Raw genomic sequence first — 14,243 nt, 5'->3', positions numbered from 1 at the left:
CTCGACAACGGTGGACGTGGCATAGCAGCACTTCCCATCAGAATCAGCTGCTATTGCAACGACGCCTTGAAACCGCCCCGGGCCTTCTCGGCGTTTGCGTACAACAACCGTGCGGTCGGCGATGAGTTCCGGCCCGGCCACCGGTCAGAGTGTTGTGCCCCAACTCCTCAAAGTGCAGAACTTCAACGTCTCGCGCGACGGCTACGGCGCCGGTGAGAACCAGACGCTCGACCGGCCCTTCGGCCACGCCGACCCCGCCACCATGTTCGCGTGGGCGGGTGCCACCGCCAGCTGGCCCAACCGCACCGAACCCGGTGGCAGCCGAGGTCTCGACGACTATTTCACCCGCGACTTCTCCCACAACATCGGTGCCGAGATCATGGGCCGAAACAAGTTCGGCCCCCAGCGCGGCCCCTGGGAGAACCACGACTGGCAGGGCTGGTGGGGCGACACGCCGCCGTTCCACACCCCGGTCTTCGTCATGACCCACCATCCGCGTCCGTCGTTCACACTGTCCGACACGACGTTTCACTTCGTCGACGGACACCCTGCCGAAGTCCTCGCCCAGGCCCGCGCGGCCGCACAGGGAAAGGACGTCCGGTTGGGTGGCGGGGCGACAGTCGTCCGCGAGTTCCTGGCCGCCGACCTCGTCGACACGCTGCACGTCGCGGTCTCCGACGACGTCGAGATCGGCGGCGGGTCCCGGCTGTGGGAATCGCCGGAGGAACTGGAGGATCGTTTCCACCACGAGGTGGTGCCGAGCCCGAGCGGCGTGACCCACCACCTGTTCTGGCGGTAAGCATGTAGGGGTGTGCCCACTCCCCGACGCCGAAGTCCGAGAACAGCATCCCGCGGCCAGGGCGTGGGCCGAACCCCGCGCCATGCGGCGCCGGGGTGTCCGCTGGTTCCTGATCCTCGCGTTCGGATGCGCCTGGGTGCCCTGGTTCGGGGTGTACCTGGCCGGTGGATCGCTCGATGACCCGGTGATCCAATTGCTCACCGCCGCCTTCGTTCCGGCTCTGGCCGCCTGCGTGGTGCGCCGCTGGATCACCCGGCAGGGCTTCCGCGACTCGGGCCTGCGGCTGAACCTGCGCGGTTCGTGGTGGCACTACGCGGCGGCGGTGACCATCCCGTGGGGTGTGCTGCTGCTGGCCGTCGGCATCGCCGCCGTGACCGGGATGTGGTCACCGCGGACGCTGGACCTGACCGGCTCGGCCTGGCTCTATCTCGCCGCCGGACCGCTCATCTGCATCGCGCTGTCCCCGATCTTCTGGGGTGAGGAGTACGGCTGGACGGCCTACCTGCGCGACCGCCTGGTCCCCGGCCGCCCCATCCTGACCACGTTCCTGACCGGACTGATCTGGGGTGTGTGGCACTGGCCGCTGCCCTGGGTGGGCTACTTCGGCGGCGAGGCCCCGGTATCGGACGCGGTGTGGGGCATGGCGCTGTGGCTCCCGCTGAGCATCCTGCTCGAATTCCTCATCGGCTGGCTGTGGTCGGAGACGGGCTCGGTGTGGCCGGGTGCGATGCTGCACGCCGGCGCGAACATGGTCGCCTCGCTGGGCATGCTGACGGTCTTCGGCGACGCCGTCGGCATCACGGGGACGACGGTGCTGCTATGTCTCGCACTGGTGCCGTTCGTGCTCGCCGTCGTCCTCACCGGCCACACCGCGGGCCGGGTCAGCGGCGGCGCAGCAGGATGACGTTGTCCACCCACGTCACCGATTGCCCGTCCGGGCTCGTCCCGGCGCGCTCGACCTCGTCGGCCCGCAACCGCTCCCACTGCCCGGGGTCCAGCGCCAGGGAGTCGAGGGTCTCCTGCAGCGTCGGCAGATCGTGGGGCTGACCGTCCTTCCACGTCCACTCCGGGGTGGCGCCGTGGTCGACGATCAGCAGTGACCCGCCGGGGACGACCGCGCCCGCGGCACGCCGCAACGCGGCGGTGCGGTCCACGTCGAGCGGCGAGTGGAAGAACTGCGCCGACACCAGATCGAACCCGCCCTCGGGGAACGTCTCGGTGAGGTCGTGCCACTCGAAGCGGATGCGCTCGGCGACACCGGCGGCCGCGGCGTCCTCCGCGGCCCGGTCCAGTGCGGTCTTCGAGACGTCGACGGCCACCACCTGCCAGCCGCGACCGGCCAGCCAGATCGCGTCCGCACCCTCACCGCAGCCGAGGTCAAGCGCCCGTCCCGGCGCGAGTGGTTCGACGATCTTCGCCAGTTGCACGTTCACCCGGCCGCTCCACACCCGCTCGTTGGCGCCGTAGTGCTCCTCCCAGAACCGCACCGTCTCAGACATTGACGTCCTCCTTCCATGCCGGAACCGGCAATCCGAACTCGTCGGCGAGCAGACTCTGCACTGCCGCCGCACCCACTTTCGATCCCGCCGCGACCGCCGCGGCCACCTGCGGCAACTGCACGGTGACGTCGCCCGCGGCGAACACCCCCGGCACCGACGTGCGGCCGAACTCGTCGACCCACACCGCCTCGGCGGACAGCGGATTGGGCTCCCCGAACCGCACCCCGAGCTGTTCTGCCAGCGGCGAACGTTGCTGCACCGCCGCGGCGACCATCAACCCGCGGCGGGTAAGCACCGCGCCGTCGGCGAACACGATGTCGACGCCGTCCCCGGCGCCCCGCACCGCGACGACCTCACGGTTCTCCACGCGGACGCCCACCGCTTCGAGCAGCGCCCGCTCGTCGCCGAGATCGCCTGTGAGGGCGACGATGTCGTCGCTCCAGCCGCGCAGCAGCAGCGCCGCGTGCACCGCCCTTGCGCCGTCGGCGAGGACCGCCAGGGGTTGGCGCCGGACATCCCAACCGTGGCAGAACGGGCAGTGGAACACTGCACCGCCCCACAGCTCGGCCAGTCCGGGCACCTCCGGGAGCCGGTAACGCATACCCGTGGCGAGCACGATGCGCCGTGCCGCGACGACGGTGCCGTCGCCGAGTTCGACGGTGAACACGTCGCCACGCCGGATCCGCGCCACCTCGCCGGCTCGCACCTCGACCCCGTACCGCTCGAGCTCCCGCCTGCCTGCGGCGTAGAGCTCCGCGGGCGGGCGCCCGTCGTGCCCGAGCAGCCCGCCGATCGCGTGCGACACGGCGTTACTCGGCTCGCCGGCGTCCACCACGAGGGTGCGACGGCACGCCCGGCCCAGCACCAGCGCGGCGCTCAGCCCGGCCGCGCCGCCTCCGACGACCACACCATCCCAGATCTCGTCCATGCCATGAGGTTGCCGCGACCGCCCCGAAAGTGCCAAGCTCTTTTGCCATGCAGGCAAACGGCCCGAAAGAGGACAGCGTCGACGCGCGGGTGCGCATGCGGCTGCGGGAGCTGCGGCGGCGGCGTGGATTCACCCTCGAGGAGGTGGCGGCCAGGTCGTCGATCGACGTGTCGACGCTGAGCAGGCTCGAATCCGGGAAGCGGCGGTTGGCGCTCGACCATCTGCCCCGGCTCGCGGCGGCGCTGGGCGTCACCACCGACGAGCTGCTGCGCAGCCAGGAGGCCGAAGACCCGCGGGTGCGGTCGGATTCGCATACACGCCACGGCGTCACGTACTGGCCGCTGACCCGCCAGGGTTCGCCGGGCGGTCTGCACGCGTTCAAGATCCGCGTCAGTGCCCGCAGGCGCAAACCGCCCGCCGAGTTACCGGTGCACGAGGGTCAGGACTGGATGTACGTGCTGTCGGGGCAACTGCGGCTGATCCTCGGCGACCGCGACTTCATCGTCAAAGCCGGTGAGGCCGTCGAGTTCTCGACGTGGACCCCGCACTGGTTCGGTGTCGTCGACGGGCCTGCCGAGGCGATCGTCATCTTCGGACCGCACGGCGAGCGCGTCCACCTGCATACCTAGAGGTAAGCGGTCTGGTTCACCAGGCGGACCGACGCGCCACCGTCGGGATAGAACTCGGCGATGCTCAGCGACGCAAGGTCCAGATGCAGTCGGTACAGGATGCCCTCGCCGGCGTCGAGTGCGAGGCGCAGCATGGTCTTGATCGGCGTGACATGGGAGACGACCAGCACCGTCGCGGCGCCGTGGTCGGCGATGATGCGGTTGCGGGCGCGGCGCACGCGGTGAGCGACGGTGTCGAAGCTCTCCCCGCCGGGCGGATCCACGCTGGTGTCGCGCAGCCAACGGCTGTGTACGTCCGGATCCCGTTGTGCCGCTTCCCCGAACGTCAGGCCCTCCCAGGCGCCGAAGTCGGTCTCGATCAAGTCCTCGTCGACGGTGACGTCGAGGCCGAGCGCCTTGGCCGCGGCGGCCGCGGTGTCGTAGGCGCGTTGCAGCGGTGAGCTGATGACGGCGTCGATTCCACCCCGCGCGGCGAGATAGGCGGCGGCCGCGTCGGCCTGCTTGCGTCCCACCTCGGTCAGCGCGGGGTTGCCCCGGCCGGAATACCGCCGCTCCACCGACAATTCGGTCTGACCGTGGCGCAGCAGCAGGAACCGCGTCGGCGCCCCCTGCGCACCCGACCAGCCGGCGGGCGAGGTGGGTGTCTTGGCGGTGGGCGCCTCGACCGGTGCGGGCGCGGTCTCGATCCCCGCGGCGGCGTCCATGGCCTCGTTGGCCAACCGGTCGGCATGGGCGTTGCGCGCGCGCGGGATCCACGTGTAGGTGACCCGTTCGAACCGCTCGGCGAGCGAGCGCGCCTCCCGGTGCAGGGGCACCAGATCGGGGTGTTTGACCTTCCACCGGCCCGCCATCTGCTCGATGACGAGTTTGGAGTCCATCGACACCGCGACCTCGGTGGCGCCGACGGCCGCGGCCTCCTCGAGACCCGCGATGAGTCCGCGGTATTCGGCAACGTTGTTGGTGGCACGGCCGATCGACTGCCGAGCCTCCGCGAGCACCGTCGCGCGGTCCTCGGAGAACACCACCGACCCGTAGCCGGCCGGGCCGGGGTTACCGCGCGAGCCGCCGTCGGCCTCGACGATCACCTTCACTTCTTGAAACCCTCCGCGCGCACCAGGATCGCGTTGCACTCGGGGCAGCGCAGCACCTCGTCGGCGGGGGCGGCGGTGATGCGGGACATCTCCCCACGGTCGATCTCGAGCCGGCAGGCGCCGCACCGGCGGCCCTGCAGCTGGCCCGCACCCGCACCGCCGCGGGCGCGCTGCTTCTCGTAGAGCTCGACGAGGTCGGGCTGCAGGGCCGTGAGCAGTTCCTCGCGGCGGGTGAGGTTCTCCTGCCGGGTGCGGTCCAGGTCGGCCACCGCGTCGGCCACCGCGCGCTGCGCCTCCGCCAATGTGGTGTCGAGGTCGGCGACGCGCGCGAGTTCCGCGGTGCGCTGGGCGGCGAGCTCCTCGCGGCGTTCCATCACCTCCAGCAGCGAGTCCTCGAGGCTGGCCTGGCGACGTTCGAGCGTCTCGAGTTCGTGCTGCAGTTCCACGACCTGTTTGGCCGCGACGCTGCCACCGTCGAGCAGGGCGCGGTCCCGGTTCTCGCGCTGCCGGACGCCGTCGATCTCGGACTCGAATTTGGCGACCTGGTCGTCGAGGTCCTCCATCGCGATGCCCAGGGTCGCCACCCGATCGTTGGCCGCACCGTGTTCGGCGCGGATCCGGTCGAGCTCCTCCTGTTCGGGCAGTTTGCGCACGCGGTGCTCGACCCGCGTCAGCGCGGCGTCGACCTCGACCAGTTGCAGCAGTGAATGTTGCTGCCAGACATCAGCTTTCACGAATCTACCTACCTAGGTTCCATGGGTCGGTGCGCAGGTCGCAGACCCGCACCGGTAACGCATCGGAGAAGTGCTCGCCCAAGATGCCCGCGGCCTGGGCGCACCAGGGGAACTCACTGGCCCAGTGCGCGACGTCGACGAGCGCCACGGGTGAGGCCCGGCGGTGTTCGTCGGCGGGATGGTGGCGCAGATCGGCGGTCACGTAGACCTGCACGTCGGCGCGCGACACCGTCGACAGCAGCGAGTCCCCCGCTCCCCCGCACACCGCCACCCGCGACACCACGGCGTCCGGATCGCCGGAGGCGCGCACGCCCCAACTCGTCTCCGGGAGTGCCTCGGCGACCCGGGACACGAACTGGGACAACGGTTCGGGCCGCGCCAGCGAGCCGATCCGCCCGATCCCGACATCGCCGGGGATCGGCGCGATGGAGGAGATGTCGAAGGCCGGCTCCTCGTACGGGTGGGCACTGCGCAGCGCGGCGAGCAGGTCGCGGCGGCGCGCCGACGGGGCGATCACCTCGACGCGCTCCTCGGCGACGCGCTCCACCGTCCCCACGCTGCCGATCGCCGGCGAGGCGCCCTCGTGCGGCAGGAACTGTCCGGTGCCCGCGGTGCTCCAGCTGCAGTGCGAGTAGTCGCCGATCTGGCCGCCCCCCGCGTCGAACAGCGCAGCCCGCACCGCGTCGGCGTCCTCGGCCGGGATGTAGACCACCCACTTGTCGAGATCGGGGCCGGAGTCCACGGGTGAGAGCACCTGCTCGACGGTCAGGCCGAGCGCGGCGGCCAACGCGTCGGAGACCCCGGGGGCGGCGGAGTCGGCGTTGGTGTGTGCGGTGAACAGCGACCGCCCGCTGCGGATCAGTGAGTGGATCAGCGCACCCTTGGGGGTGCTCGCCGCGACGGTGTCGACGCCGCGTAGCAGCAGCGGGTGGTGCGCGAGCAGCAGCCCGCGGTCGGGCACCCGGGCGACAACCTCGGGGGTGGCGTCGACGGCCACGGTCACCGACTCGACGGGCTCGTCCGGATCGCCGCAGACCAGCCCGACGGAATCCCAGTCGGCGGCCAGTTGCGGCGGATACGCGGCGTCGAGCACATCGATCACCTCGCCCAGCCGCACGCTCATCCCATCGCCTCCGTCAGGGGCCTCTCGCAGGCCTCGTCGAACACCCAGCACGACAGTAGTGCGCGGTGCCGTGGGCGCCGCCGCACGACCCCGCGAAGGCCGGTGCGGGCTTCGGGGAGAATGGTGCCGTGACCGACACGCTGGACCGCCCCACCGCCACCCGCCCGCAGCTCGTGCTGTTCGACCTCGACGGCACGCTGACCGACTCCGCCCAGGGCATCGTGGCGAGCTTCCGGCATGCGTTGGGCGAGGTCGGGGCGCCGGTCCCGGACGGCGATCTGGTCAGCCGCATCGTCGGCCCGCCGATGCCCGACACGCTGCGCTCCCTCGGTCTCGGTGAGCGGGCGGACGCCGCGATCGCGGCCTACCGCGCCGACTACACCACCAGGGGCTGGGCGATGAACCGCACGTTCGACGGCATCCCGGCGCTGCTGGCGGATCTGAAGGCCGCGGGCGTCCGGCTCGCGGTGGCCACCTCGAAGGTCGAGCCGACGGCGCAGCGGATCCTCGCCCACTTCGGTCTGGACGAATTCTTCGAGGTCATCGCCGGCGCCAGCCCCGACGGCACCCGCGCGGCCAAGGCCGATGTCGTCGCATCGGCGCTGTCCCGGCTGGAACCGCTGCCGGACCGGGTGCTGATGGTCGGTGATCGCCGCCACGACGTCGAGGGCGCCGCCGTGCACGGCATCGACACCGTGGTGGTCGGCTGGGGCTACGGCCGGGCCGACTTCGTCGAGGCGGTCGGGGTGCCTGCGCACGCGCATGTGGACACCGTCGCCGACCTGCGGGAGGTGCTGGGTGTCTGACCCGCTGCACGTCACGTTCGTCTGCTCGGGCAACATCTGCCGCTCCCCGATGGCGGAGAAGATGTTCGCCCACCAGATTGCCGAGCGCGGGCTGTCGCAGGCGGTGCGGGTCACCAGCGCCGGTACCGGCGGCTGGCACACCGGGGACCCCGCCGACGCGCGCGCCGTGCACGTGCTGCGCGCCCACGGCTACCCCACCGCTCATGAGGCCGCCCAACTCGACGAGGACCACCTGGCGGCCGACCTCGTGGTGGCGCTGGGCCGCAACCACGTGCGGATCCTCACCGACCTGGGGGTACCCGCGGGCCGGCTGCGGATGCTGCGCTCGTTCGATCCGCGTTCGGCAGCGCACCCGCTCGACGTCGAGGATCCGTACTACGGCACCCAGGACGATTTCGAGGACGTGTTCACGGTCATCGAGGCGGCGTTGCCCGGTCTGCACGGCTGGGTCGACGAGCAGCTGGCCACGCGGGGAATCGCGAGCTGATGAAGCGTTGGGCGTTCGTGCTGCGGCCGGCGTGGCTGGCGCTGTTCGTGGTGGTGCTCGCCTTCGCCTACCTGTGCTTCACGGTGCTGGCGCCGTGGCAGCTGGGCAAGAACACCAAGACCTCGCGCGAGAACGACCAGATCGCCCGCTCGGTGACCGCCGAACCGGTCCCCCTGACCTCGGTTCTGCCCCGGCAGGACTCCGCGGCCCCCGACGAACAGTGGCAGCGGGTCACCGCGACCGGCCGCTACCTGCCCGAGGCCCAAGTGCTGGCCCGGCTGCGGGTGATCGACGGCGACCCGGCCTACGAGGTGCTGGTGCCGTTCGCCGTGGAGGGCGGCCCGACCGTGCTGGTCGACCGCGGCTACGTCAAACCCGAACAGGGCACCGAGGTGCCGCCGATCGATCCCGCCCCCACCGAGCCGGTGTCGATCACCGCACGGTTGCGCGACGCCGAACCGGTGCCCCCGGGTAAGGAGCCGCTGCGGGAGAACGGCACCGTGCAGGTGTACGCGATCAACCCCGGCCAGGTGTCCGCGCTGACCGGAGTGCCGCTGGCCGGTTCGTATCTGCAGCTGGTCGAGGATCAGCCCGGTGGGCTCGGCGTGATCGGGCTGCCGCATCTGGACGCCGGGCCGTTCCTGTCCTACGGCATCCAGTGGATCGCGTTCGGCGTCATCGCGCCGATCGGTCTCGGTTATTTCATCTACGCCGAGATCCGGCAGCGCCGCCGCGACAAGGCCGCCGCGGAGTCGACCGCCCCCGCGACCCCCGAGGACAAACTGGCCGACCGCTACGGCCGGCGGCGCTGACCGCCACCGCGAGAATCGCCGCCGCGACCTGCACCGCCCGCGACAGCCGCACCGCGCGCCGCAGGTCGGCGGGCACCGGGTGGCGGCCGTCGCCGAGCGTCGGCCGGATCTCCAGTTCGTGCGCGTACTGCGTCGGCCCGCCGAGCCGCACGCCCAGCGCGCCGGCGAACGCCGCCTCGGCGACCCCGGCGTTCGGGCTGGGATGCCGGTGCGCATCGCGCCGCCAGGCCCGCAGCGCGGTGACGGCCGAACCGCCCACCACAGATGCGCACACCGCGGTGAGCACCCCGGTCACCCGCGCAGGCAGGTAGTTCAGCAGGTCGTCGAATCGTGCTGCGGCCCAACCGAACCGGAGGTACCTCTCCGAACGGTTGCCGATCATCGCGTCCAGGGTGTTGGCCGCGCGGTACACCAGCAGACCCGGCACACCGGCGACCGCGGCCCACACCAGCGGCGCGACCTGGGCGTCGGAGGTGTTCTCGGCGAGGGACTCGGTGGCCGCGCGGGTCAGCCCGTCGGCGTCGAGGACCGACGGGTCGCGTCCGCACAGCGACGGCAGCAGGAGGCGGGCGCCGGCCACATCGCCGTCGTCGAGCAGATCGGCGAGCCGCACGCCGACCCGGCACAGCGACGTGCCGCCGAGCGCGGCGAACGTGGCTGCCGCGGTGAATGCCACGGACGTGCACGGCCCGCTGCGGGCAGCCCGCTCACCGGCCAGTGCCGCGACCGCGACGGTGCTCAACAACGCAACGGTGTGCCCCGCGCCGGCCCACCGGGCGTCGTGGTAGGTGTGACGCTCCAAACGCGTTGCGAGAAGACCGAATCCGGCCACCGGATGCCAACGCCGCGGATCCGCGAACACCGCATCGGCGAGGACGCCGACCGCGATTCCGGTGGCAGGGGCACGCATGATCGGCGAAACCATGCCGGGAGCGTCTCACACGGTGCTTCACTCGATGTGGCCACGTGAGTCGGAAGGACGGAACCATGGCGATCAACGGACTCAACCACGTCGCCGTCACGGTGCGCGACGTCGAAGCCAGCGGTCCCTGGTACCGCGCGCTGTTCGACGCCGACCCGGTACTCGACGAGCACACCGACGCGGGTTTCCGGCATCTGGTGTGGGCGTTCGGGGACGGCACGCTGTTCGGCATCCACCAGCACGACCGGCCCGCGGGTGACGGACAGTTCAGCGAATTCGAGCCGGGTCTCGACCATGTGGGCTTCGGCTGCGCCGACCGCGGCGAACTCGAACAGTGGGTGCGCCGCCTCGACGAACTCGGCGTCGCCCACGGCGGAATCGTCGACGCCGGTTACGGATCCGGGCTGAGCTTCCGCGACCCCGACGGCGTCGCACTCGAATTCTTCGCCCCGCCCGCCGGCTAGCACGCGTTTGCTGTTGTGGCGCACTGTCATTGAAAGCGCTCATAACAGGCGTTACCGGTCCGCCCGCGCCCTTTCCCCATGACGGTCACGGGTCCACAATCGATTCGGCGGTGTCTGGTCTGACCGCCTCCCGTGGACCCGACCAGCGCAGCCATTCCGATGGAACGGCACGAAAGGGTGTGGGCCATGTCCGAACAGGAAAGCAACATCGAGACCGTCAAGAGGGGTTACGACGCGTTCAGCGCCGGTGACATCGAAACGGTGATGAGCGTCTTCGACGACAACATTGAATGGGTACAGCCCGGCAACAGCACAATCAGCGGTACGTATCACGGCAAGGGTGAGCTCGGCTCGTTCCTGGCCAAGATGGCCGACAAACCTCTCGAGGTTCGGGTGAACCGGCTGCTCGCCGACGGTGACACGGTGGTCGCCCTGACCGATGTCGTCATGGACGGCAACCACACCACGGATGCCGACGTGTTCACGCTGCGCGACGGCAAGACCGTCCGCGTCGAGATCCACGCCGACACCGCGCTGATGGAGAAGGTCTACGGCACCAAGCAGGCCGCAGCCCAGCAGTAGGCACTCGCGTTGACGCGTCCGGTGTCCTCGACCACACTGGGCGGAACAACTCCATACGCCGTCGACACGCAGCGGGAGAACCTCCGAACCGGAGGCGCCGAAGGAGCAACATCCTCCCCGGGAATCTCTCAGGCCCAGTACCGCAGCGAGGAGGCAACTCTGGAGAACGGCATCGGCGCGAACCCGCCGGTGCCGTACCGAAGGTGAATGCGCCCACGCGCCAAACTCTCAGGTTTCAGGACAGAGCGGGGAGGCTAGTTCCAGGTCCGGTCACCGCCGGACACGACGAAACCGGAGTCACCTTGACCGTCAGCGTGTTCGAGCTGTTCTCGGTGGGCATCGGCCCGTCGAGCTCCCACACCGTCGGGCCGATGCGCGCCGCCGCGCGCTTCGCCGACGCCCTGCGGCGTGACGGAGTGCTGGGCGACGTGTCCGGTGTGCGCGTGGATCTGTACGGCTCGCTGGCCGCGACGGGCGCCGGCCACGGGACGATGGCCGCCGTCCTGCTCGGCCTGGAGGGGCTGCGTCCGGAGACGGTCACCACCGATGAGTACGACGAGGCGCTGGCGCGCATCCGCAGCACCGGCTGCACGTGCATCGGCGGCGTGACCCCGGTGCCATTGACCGAGGACGCCATCTGCCTGCACCCCGACGAGGTGCTGCCCCGGCACACCAACGGGATGACGTTCACCGCGACCGCAGGCGACCGGACGGTCGCGACTGCGACCTACTTCTCGGTCGGCGGCGGCTTCGTCGTCGGCGAGCACGACGAGGCCACCGACGACGTGTTCGCACCGCCGCTGGCGTACTCGTCGTCGCAGGCGCTGCTGGAGATCTGCGACACCCACGGTCTGACGATCAGCGAGGTGGCGCTGCGCAACGAGACGAGCCGCCGCGCCGAAGCGGAGATCCGCGCCCAACTGCTCCACATCCGCGACGTCATGGTCGACTGCGCGGCGCGCGGGATGGCCCGCGACGGACTGCTGCCGGGACCACTCGGCGTACGCAGGCGCGCCAAGCGTTGGTACGACCGCCTGCGCGCCGAAGACCCCGACCGCACACCGGAATTCGCGCACGACTGGGTCGACCTGGTCGCGCTGGCGGTCAACGAGGAGAACGCCTCGGGCGGGCGGATGGTCACCGCGCCGACCAACGGCGCCGCGGGGATCGTCCCCGCGGTGCTGCACTACGCCACCCACTACACGCGGGCGGGCCGCGCGGACCCCGATCGCAGCGCGGTCACGTTCCTGCTCACCGCGGGCGCGATCGGCTCGCTGTTCAAGGAGCGCGCGTCGATCTCGGGGGCCGAGGTGGGCTGCCAAGGTGAGGTCGGATCGGCGGCCGCGATGGCCGCCGCCGGGTTGGCCGAGGTGCTGGGCGGCACCGTCGCGCAGGTGGAGAACGCCGCGGAGATCGCGATGGAACACAGCCTGGGGCTGACGTGCGACCCGATCGGCGGGCTGGTGCAGATCCCGTGCATCGAGCGCAACGCGATCTCGGCGGGTAAGGCCATCAACGCCGCCCGCATGGCGCTGCGCGGGGACGGTTCACATCACGTGAGCCTCGACGAGGTCATCGACACCATGCGCGCCACCGGCGAGGACATGAGCACGAAGTACAAGGAGACCGCCATGGGTGGGCTGGCGATCAACGTCGCCGTCAACGTGGTGGAGTGCTGAGGTGAAAGTGGGCGTGGACGGTATCGAACCGCCGACCGCTGGTGTGTAAAACCAGAGCTCTACCACTGAGCTACACGCCCCGTGCCGGGCAGGCTACCCGGCACCCCGCCGCAGGCGGAAATCGCTCAGGCGGAACGCAGCGCGGCCAGCGCGTCCGTCCACACCTTCTGGTCGCGCGGCTCGCCGGGGCCCTTCATCTCCGAGAACCTCACGATCCCCTCCCGGTCCACCACGAAGGTGCCCCGGTTGGCGATGCCCACGTCCTCGTTGAACACCCCGTAGGCCTGGGCGACCGCACCGTGCGGCCAGAAGTCCGACAGCACCGGGAAGGTGAACCCACTCTGGGTCGCCCACACCTTGTGGGTGGGCGGCGGGCCGACCGAGATCGCCAGCGTCACCGTGTCGTCGTTCTCGTAGGTGGGCAGGTTGTCCCGGATCTCGTCGAGTTCCCCCTGACAGATGCCGGTGAACGCGAGCGGGAAGAACACCAGCAGCACGTTCTTGGCACCCCGGAAGTCCCGGAGCGTGACGGCCTGGCCGTTCTGGTCCTTGAGCGTGAAGTCGGGCGCTTCAGCGCCGGGTTCGAGTGCGGCCATCTAACGCCGCCCCGCTGCCTTGGACTTGGGCTGCACCAGCCGGCTGGCGATCCAGTCCCCCAGATTCGCCGACGAGGTCTGCATCAGCCCCGCGGTCGGCGCCGACTCGGCGATGTCCGCGGGCTGCACGTGCCCCGGTTTGCCGGTCTTCGGGGTGACCACCCAGATGACGCCGTCGTCGGCCAGTGGGGTGATCGCGTCCATCAGCGCGTCCACCAGGTCACCGTCGTCGTCGCGCCACCACATGAGCACGACGTCGATGACCTCGTCGGCGTCCTCGTCGAGCAGCTCGCCACCGCACGCGTCCTCGATATCGGCCCGGATGTCGTCGTCGACGTCCTCGTCCCAGCCCAGTTCCTGCACAACCTGATCTTTTTGGATGCCCAGCCGTTGGGCGTAGTTCGGGGCGTCCGCCGCCGCCACCACCGTCGGTCCTCCTTCTGCCGTGCTGCCCGTACTTCGAGCCCCTATCGTTGCATGCACCCCACTGGTTACGTGCGGCCGCTGCCCCGGTTCGTCAATATGACGCGTCGCACAGTTCGAGTGCGACCTCCCTGGAATCGTTCAACCGGTTCACCGCGGCGTTGAATTCGTCGGGTCCGCCGTCGCGGCTGATCGTGCCCGCGACGTCGCGCGCGGCGCCCACCCAGGCGTTGAGCGCGTCGCGCAATTCGGGTTTGAGCATGTCGTTGATCCCGCTGGAGACCAGGTTGGCGCTCACGTTGAGCGCGTCGACTGCCGGGCCCGCCCGCACGCCCACTTCCGCCGAGTCCTCGTTGACCGCGTCGACGTAGGAGTTGACGGCATTGATCGCGTTCACACTCGAACTGCTGAGGTCCTCGCAGGAGGTGTGGATGGCCGCGGTGGTCAGCGACTGCTGACGTTTGGATTCGCGGGCGCTCGACTGGGCGATGGACTCCTCGATCGAGGCCGACACCGAGGCGCGGTACACCGGCGCCTCCTCCCGGTCCACCACGCCGCTCCCCGAGGTCACCGACGTGCAGCCGACGATGATCATGGCGCCCGCGGCGATGCTGCCTGCGACCCGGGCGAGCGTCTGCAGTCGCCTCCCCCGCCGCCGTCCACCCATCA

18 protein-coding genes, 1 tRNA gene and 1 riboswitch are annotated in these 14,243 nt (G+C 70.6%); of the genes, 9 read left to right on the top strand and 10 right to left on the bottom strand.

Annotated elements, in window-relative coordinates; all coding sequences use genetic code 11:
- Nucleotides 1–154: 154 nt before the first annotated feature.
- Complete coding sequence (locus AU194_RS25035) at nt 155–799, top strand: dihydrofolate reductase family protein (protein WP_059091971.1); 645 nt, start codon at nt 155–157, stop codon at nt 797–799.
- Between the two features lie 10 nt (nt 800–809).
- The gene (locus AU194_RS25030; RefSeq protein ID WP_059091970.1) at nt 810–1,703 is read left to right on the top strand and encodes a CPBP family intramembrane glutamic endopeptidase; all 894 of its coding nucleotides are present in this window, start codon (nt 810–812) and stop codon (nt 1,701–1,703) included.
- Here the strand turns inward: AU194_RS25030 and AU194_RS25025 are convergent.
- Together AU194_RS25025 and AU194_RS25020 are read right to left on the bottom strand one after the other, a co-directional pair.
- A complete protein-coding gene (locus AU194_RS25025; RefSeq protein ID WP_059091969.1) occupies nt 1,681–2,298 on the bottom strand; it encodes a bifunctional 2-polyprenyl-6-hydroxyphenol methylase/3-demethylubiquinol 3-O-methyltransferase UbiG in 618 nt (205 codons plus the stop codon). The two genes, AU194_RS25030 and AU194_RS25025, sit on opposite strands and share 23 nt — an antisense overlap.
- Nucleotides 2,291–3,226 carry an NAD(P)/FAD-dependent oxidoreductase gene (locus AU194_RS25020; RefSeq protein ID WP_059091968.1) on the bottom strand — a complete coding sequence of 312 codons (936 nt, stop codon included), beginning with the start codon at nt 3,224–3,226 and terminating at the stop codon, nt 2,291–2,293. Before AU194_RS25020 ends, AU194_RS25025 begins: the two co-directional genes overlap by 8 nt.
- Before the next feature lie 47 nt (nt 3,227–3,273).
- On the opposite strand from AU194_RS25020, the gene AU194_RS25015 reads away from it, so the two are divergent.
- Nucleotides 3,274–3,855: a helix-turn-helix domain-containing protein gene (locus tag AU194_RS25015; RefSeq protein ID WP_059091967.1), complete on the top strand. Its 582-nt coding sequence runs from the start codon at nt 3,274–3,276 to the stop codon at nt 3,853–3,855.
- Here the strand turns inward: AU194_RS25015 and AU194_RS25010 are convergent.
- The 3 genes from AU194_RS25010 to AU194_RS25000 are packed head-to-tail and all read right to left on the bottom strand — an operon-like array spanning nt 3,852 to nt 6,803.
- Nucleotides 3,852–4,946: a bifunctional RNase H/acid phosphatase gene (locus AU194_RS25010; RefSeq protein WP_059091966.1), complete on the bottom strand. Its 1,095-nt coding sequence runs from the start codon at nt 4,944–4,946 to the stop codon at nt 3,852–3,854. The genes AU194_RS25015 and AU194_RS25010 overlap by 4 nt on opposite strands.
- On the bottom strand, nt 4,943–5,680 hold the full coding sequence (locus AU194_RS25005; protein WP_059091965.1) for a zinc ribbon domain-containing protein: 738 nt from the start codon (nt 5,678–5,680) through the stop codon (nt 4,943–4,945). Before AU194_RS25005 ends, AU194_RS25010 begins: the two co-directional genes overlap by 4 nt.
- Nucleotides 5,681–5,684: 4 nt before the next feature.
- Nucleotides 5,685–6,803: a Nif3-like dinuclear metal center hexameric protein gene (locus AU194_RS25000; RefSeq protein WP_059091964.1), complete on the bottom strand. Its 1,119-nt coding sequence runs from the start codon at nt 6,801–6,803 to the stop codon at nt 5,685–5,687.
- Between the two features lie 128 nt (nt 6,804–6,931).
- Here AU194_RS25000 and AU194_RS24995 point away from each other — a divergent pair, with 128 nt between their 5' ends.
- From AU194_RS24995 to AU194_RS24985, 3 genes are read left to right on the top strand one after another with little or no spacing between them, the layout of a single operon-like run.
- Nucleotides 6,932–7,609 carry an HAD-IA family hydrolase gene (locus tag AU194_RS24995; protein WP_059091973.1) on the top strand — a complete coding sequence of 226 codons (678 nt, stop codon included), beginning with the start codon at nt 6,932–6,934 and terminating at the stop codon, nt 7,607–7,609.
- A complete protein-coding gene (locus tag AU194_RS24990) occupies nt 7,602–8,096 on the top strand; it encodes a low molecular weight protein-tyrosine-phosphatase (RefSeq protein ID WP_059091963.1) in 495 nt (164 codons plus the stop codon). Before AU194_RS24995 ends, AU194_RS24990 begins: the two co-directional genes overlap by 8 nt.
- Nucleotides 8,096–8,908 carry an SURF1 family protein gene (locus AU194_RS24985; RefSeq protein ID WP_059091962.1) on the top strand — a complete coding sequence of 271 codons (813 nt, stop codon included), beginning with the start codon at nt 8,096–8,098 and terminating at the stop codon, nt 8,906–8,908. The genes AU194_RS24990 and AU194_RS24985 overlap by 1 nt, the downstream gene beginning before the upstream one ends.
- Here AU194_RS24985 and AU194_RS24980 read toward each other — a convergent pair.
- Nucleotides 8,799–9,833, bottom strand: a complete 1,035-nt coding sequence (locus tag AU194_RS24980) for a cobalamin biosynthesis protein (RefSeq protein WP_059091961.1) — start codon at nt 9,831–9,833, stop codon at nt 8,799–8,801. The two genes, AU194_RS24985 and AU194_RS24980, sit on opposite strands and share 110 nt — an antisense overlap.
- 62 nt (nt 9,834–9,895) lie before the next feature.
- On the opposite strand from AU194_RS24980, the gene AU194_RS24975 reads away from it, so the two are divergent.
- The 3 genes from AU194_RS24975 to AU194_RS24965 all read left to right on the top strand — a co-directional run bounded on the left by AU194_RS24975 (nt 9,896) and on the right by AU194_RS24965 (nt 12,555).
- Entirely contained in the window at nt 9,896–10,294 is a 399-nt protein-coding gene (locus AU194_RS24975) for a VOC family protein (RefSeq protein WP_059091960.1), read from the top strand.
- Nucleotides 10,295–10,480: 186 nt separating this feature from the next.
- Complete coding sequence (locus tag AU194_RS24970) at nt 10,481–10,876, top strand: nuclear transport factor 2 family protein (protein ID WP_059091972.1); 396 nt, start codon at nt 10,481–10,483, stop codon at nt 10,874–10,876.
- Between the two features lie 62 nt (nt 10,877–10,938).
- A riboswitch (glycine riboswitch) is annotated at nt 10,939–11,029 on the top strand.
- 149 nt (nt 11,030–11,178) lie between these two features.
- Entirely contained in the window at nt 11,179–12,555 is a 1,377-nt protein-coding gene (locus AU194_RS24965; protein ID WP_059091959.1) for an L-serine ammonia-lyase, read from the top strand.
- Nucleotides 12,556–12,563: 8 nt separating this feature from the next.
- Here the strand turns inward: AU194_RS24965 and AU194_RS24960 are convergent.
- The 4 genes from AU194_RS24960 to AU194_RS24945 all read right to left on the bottom strand — a co-directional run bounded on the left by AU194_RS24960 (nt 12,564) and on the right by AU194_RS24945 (nt 14,241).
- A tRNA-Val gene (locus AU194_RS24960) sits at nt 12,564–12,635 on the bottom strand.
- A 45-nt stretch (nt 12,636–12,680) separates the two neighbouring features.
- Entirely contained in the window at nt 12,681–13,151 is a 471-nt protein-coding gene (locus AU194_RS24955; RefSeq protein WP_059091958.1) for a peroxiredoxin, read from the bottom strand.
- Nucleotides 13,152–13,577, bottom strand: a complete 426-nt coding sequence (locus AU194_RS24950; RefSeq protein ID WP_059091957.1) for a DUF3052 domain-containing protein — start codon at nt 13,575–13,577, stop codon at nt 13,152–13,154.
- 91 nt (nt 13,578–13,668) lie between these two features.
- Nucleotides 13,669–14,241, bottom strand: coding sequence for a hypothetical protein (locus tag AU194_RS24945; RefSeq protein WP_082698843.1), 573 nt, complete (start codon nt 14,239–14,241; stop codon nt 13,669–13,671).
- Nucleotides 14,242–14,243: the final 2 nt, after the last annotated feature.

The organism is Mycobacterium sp. GA-2829 (assembly GCF_001499965.1).
Lineage (GTDB): Bacteria > Actinomycetota > Actinomycetes > Mycobacteriales > Mycobacteriaceae > Mycobacterium.
Note: the sequence above shows the minus strand (reverse complement) of the source record. Positions and strands in the feature narration are given on the sequence as shown.

Coding starts and splice junctions, on each gene's coding strand:
- AU194_RS25000 (WP_059091964.1), bottom strand. CDS start 6,803: ATGAGCGTGCGGCTGGGCGAGGTGATCGATGTGCTCGACGCCGCGTAT.
- AU194_RS24970 (WP_059091972.1), top strand. CDS start 10,481: ATGTCCGAACAGGAAAGCAACATCGAGACCGTCAAGAGGGGTTACGAC.
- AU194_RS25025 (WP_059091969.1), bottom strand. CDS start 2,298: ATGTCTGAGACGGTGCGGTTCTGGGAGGAGCACTACGGCGCCAACGAG.
- AU194_RS24945 (WP_082698843.1), bottom strand. CDS start 14,241: ATGGGTGGACGGCGGCGGGGGAGGCGACTGCAGACGCTCGCCCGGGTC.
- AU194_RS25020 (WP_059091968.1), bottom strand. CDS start 3,226: ATGGACGAGATCTGGGATGGTGTGGTCGTCGGAGGCGGCGCGGCCGGG.
- AU194_RS24985 (WP_059091962.1), top strand. CDS start 8,096: ATGAAGCGTTGGGCGTTCGTGCTGCGGCCGGCGTGGCTGGCGCTGTTC.
- AU194_RS25015 (WP_059091967.1), top strand. CDS start 3,274: ATGCAGGCAAACGGCCCGAAAGAGGACAGCGTCGACGCGCGGGTGCGC.
- AU194_RS24980 (WP_059091961.1), bottom strand. CDS start 9,833: ATGGTTTCGCCGATCATGCGTGCCCCTGCCACCGGAATCGCGGTCGGC.
- AU194_RS24975 (WP_059091960.1), top strand. CDS start 9,896: ATGGCGATCAACGGACTCAACCACGTCGCCGTCACGGTGCGCGACGTC.
- AU194_RS24955 (WP_059091958.1), bottom strand. CDS start 13,151: ATGGCCGCACTCGAACCCGGCGCTGAAGCGCCCGACTTCACGCTCAAG.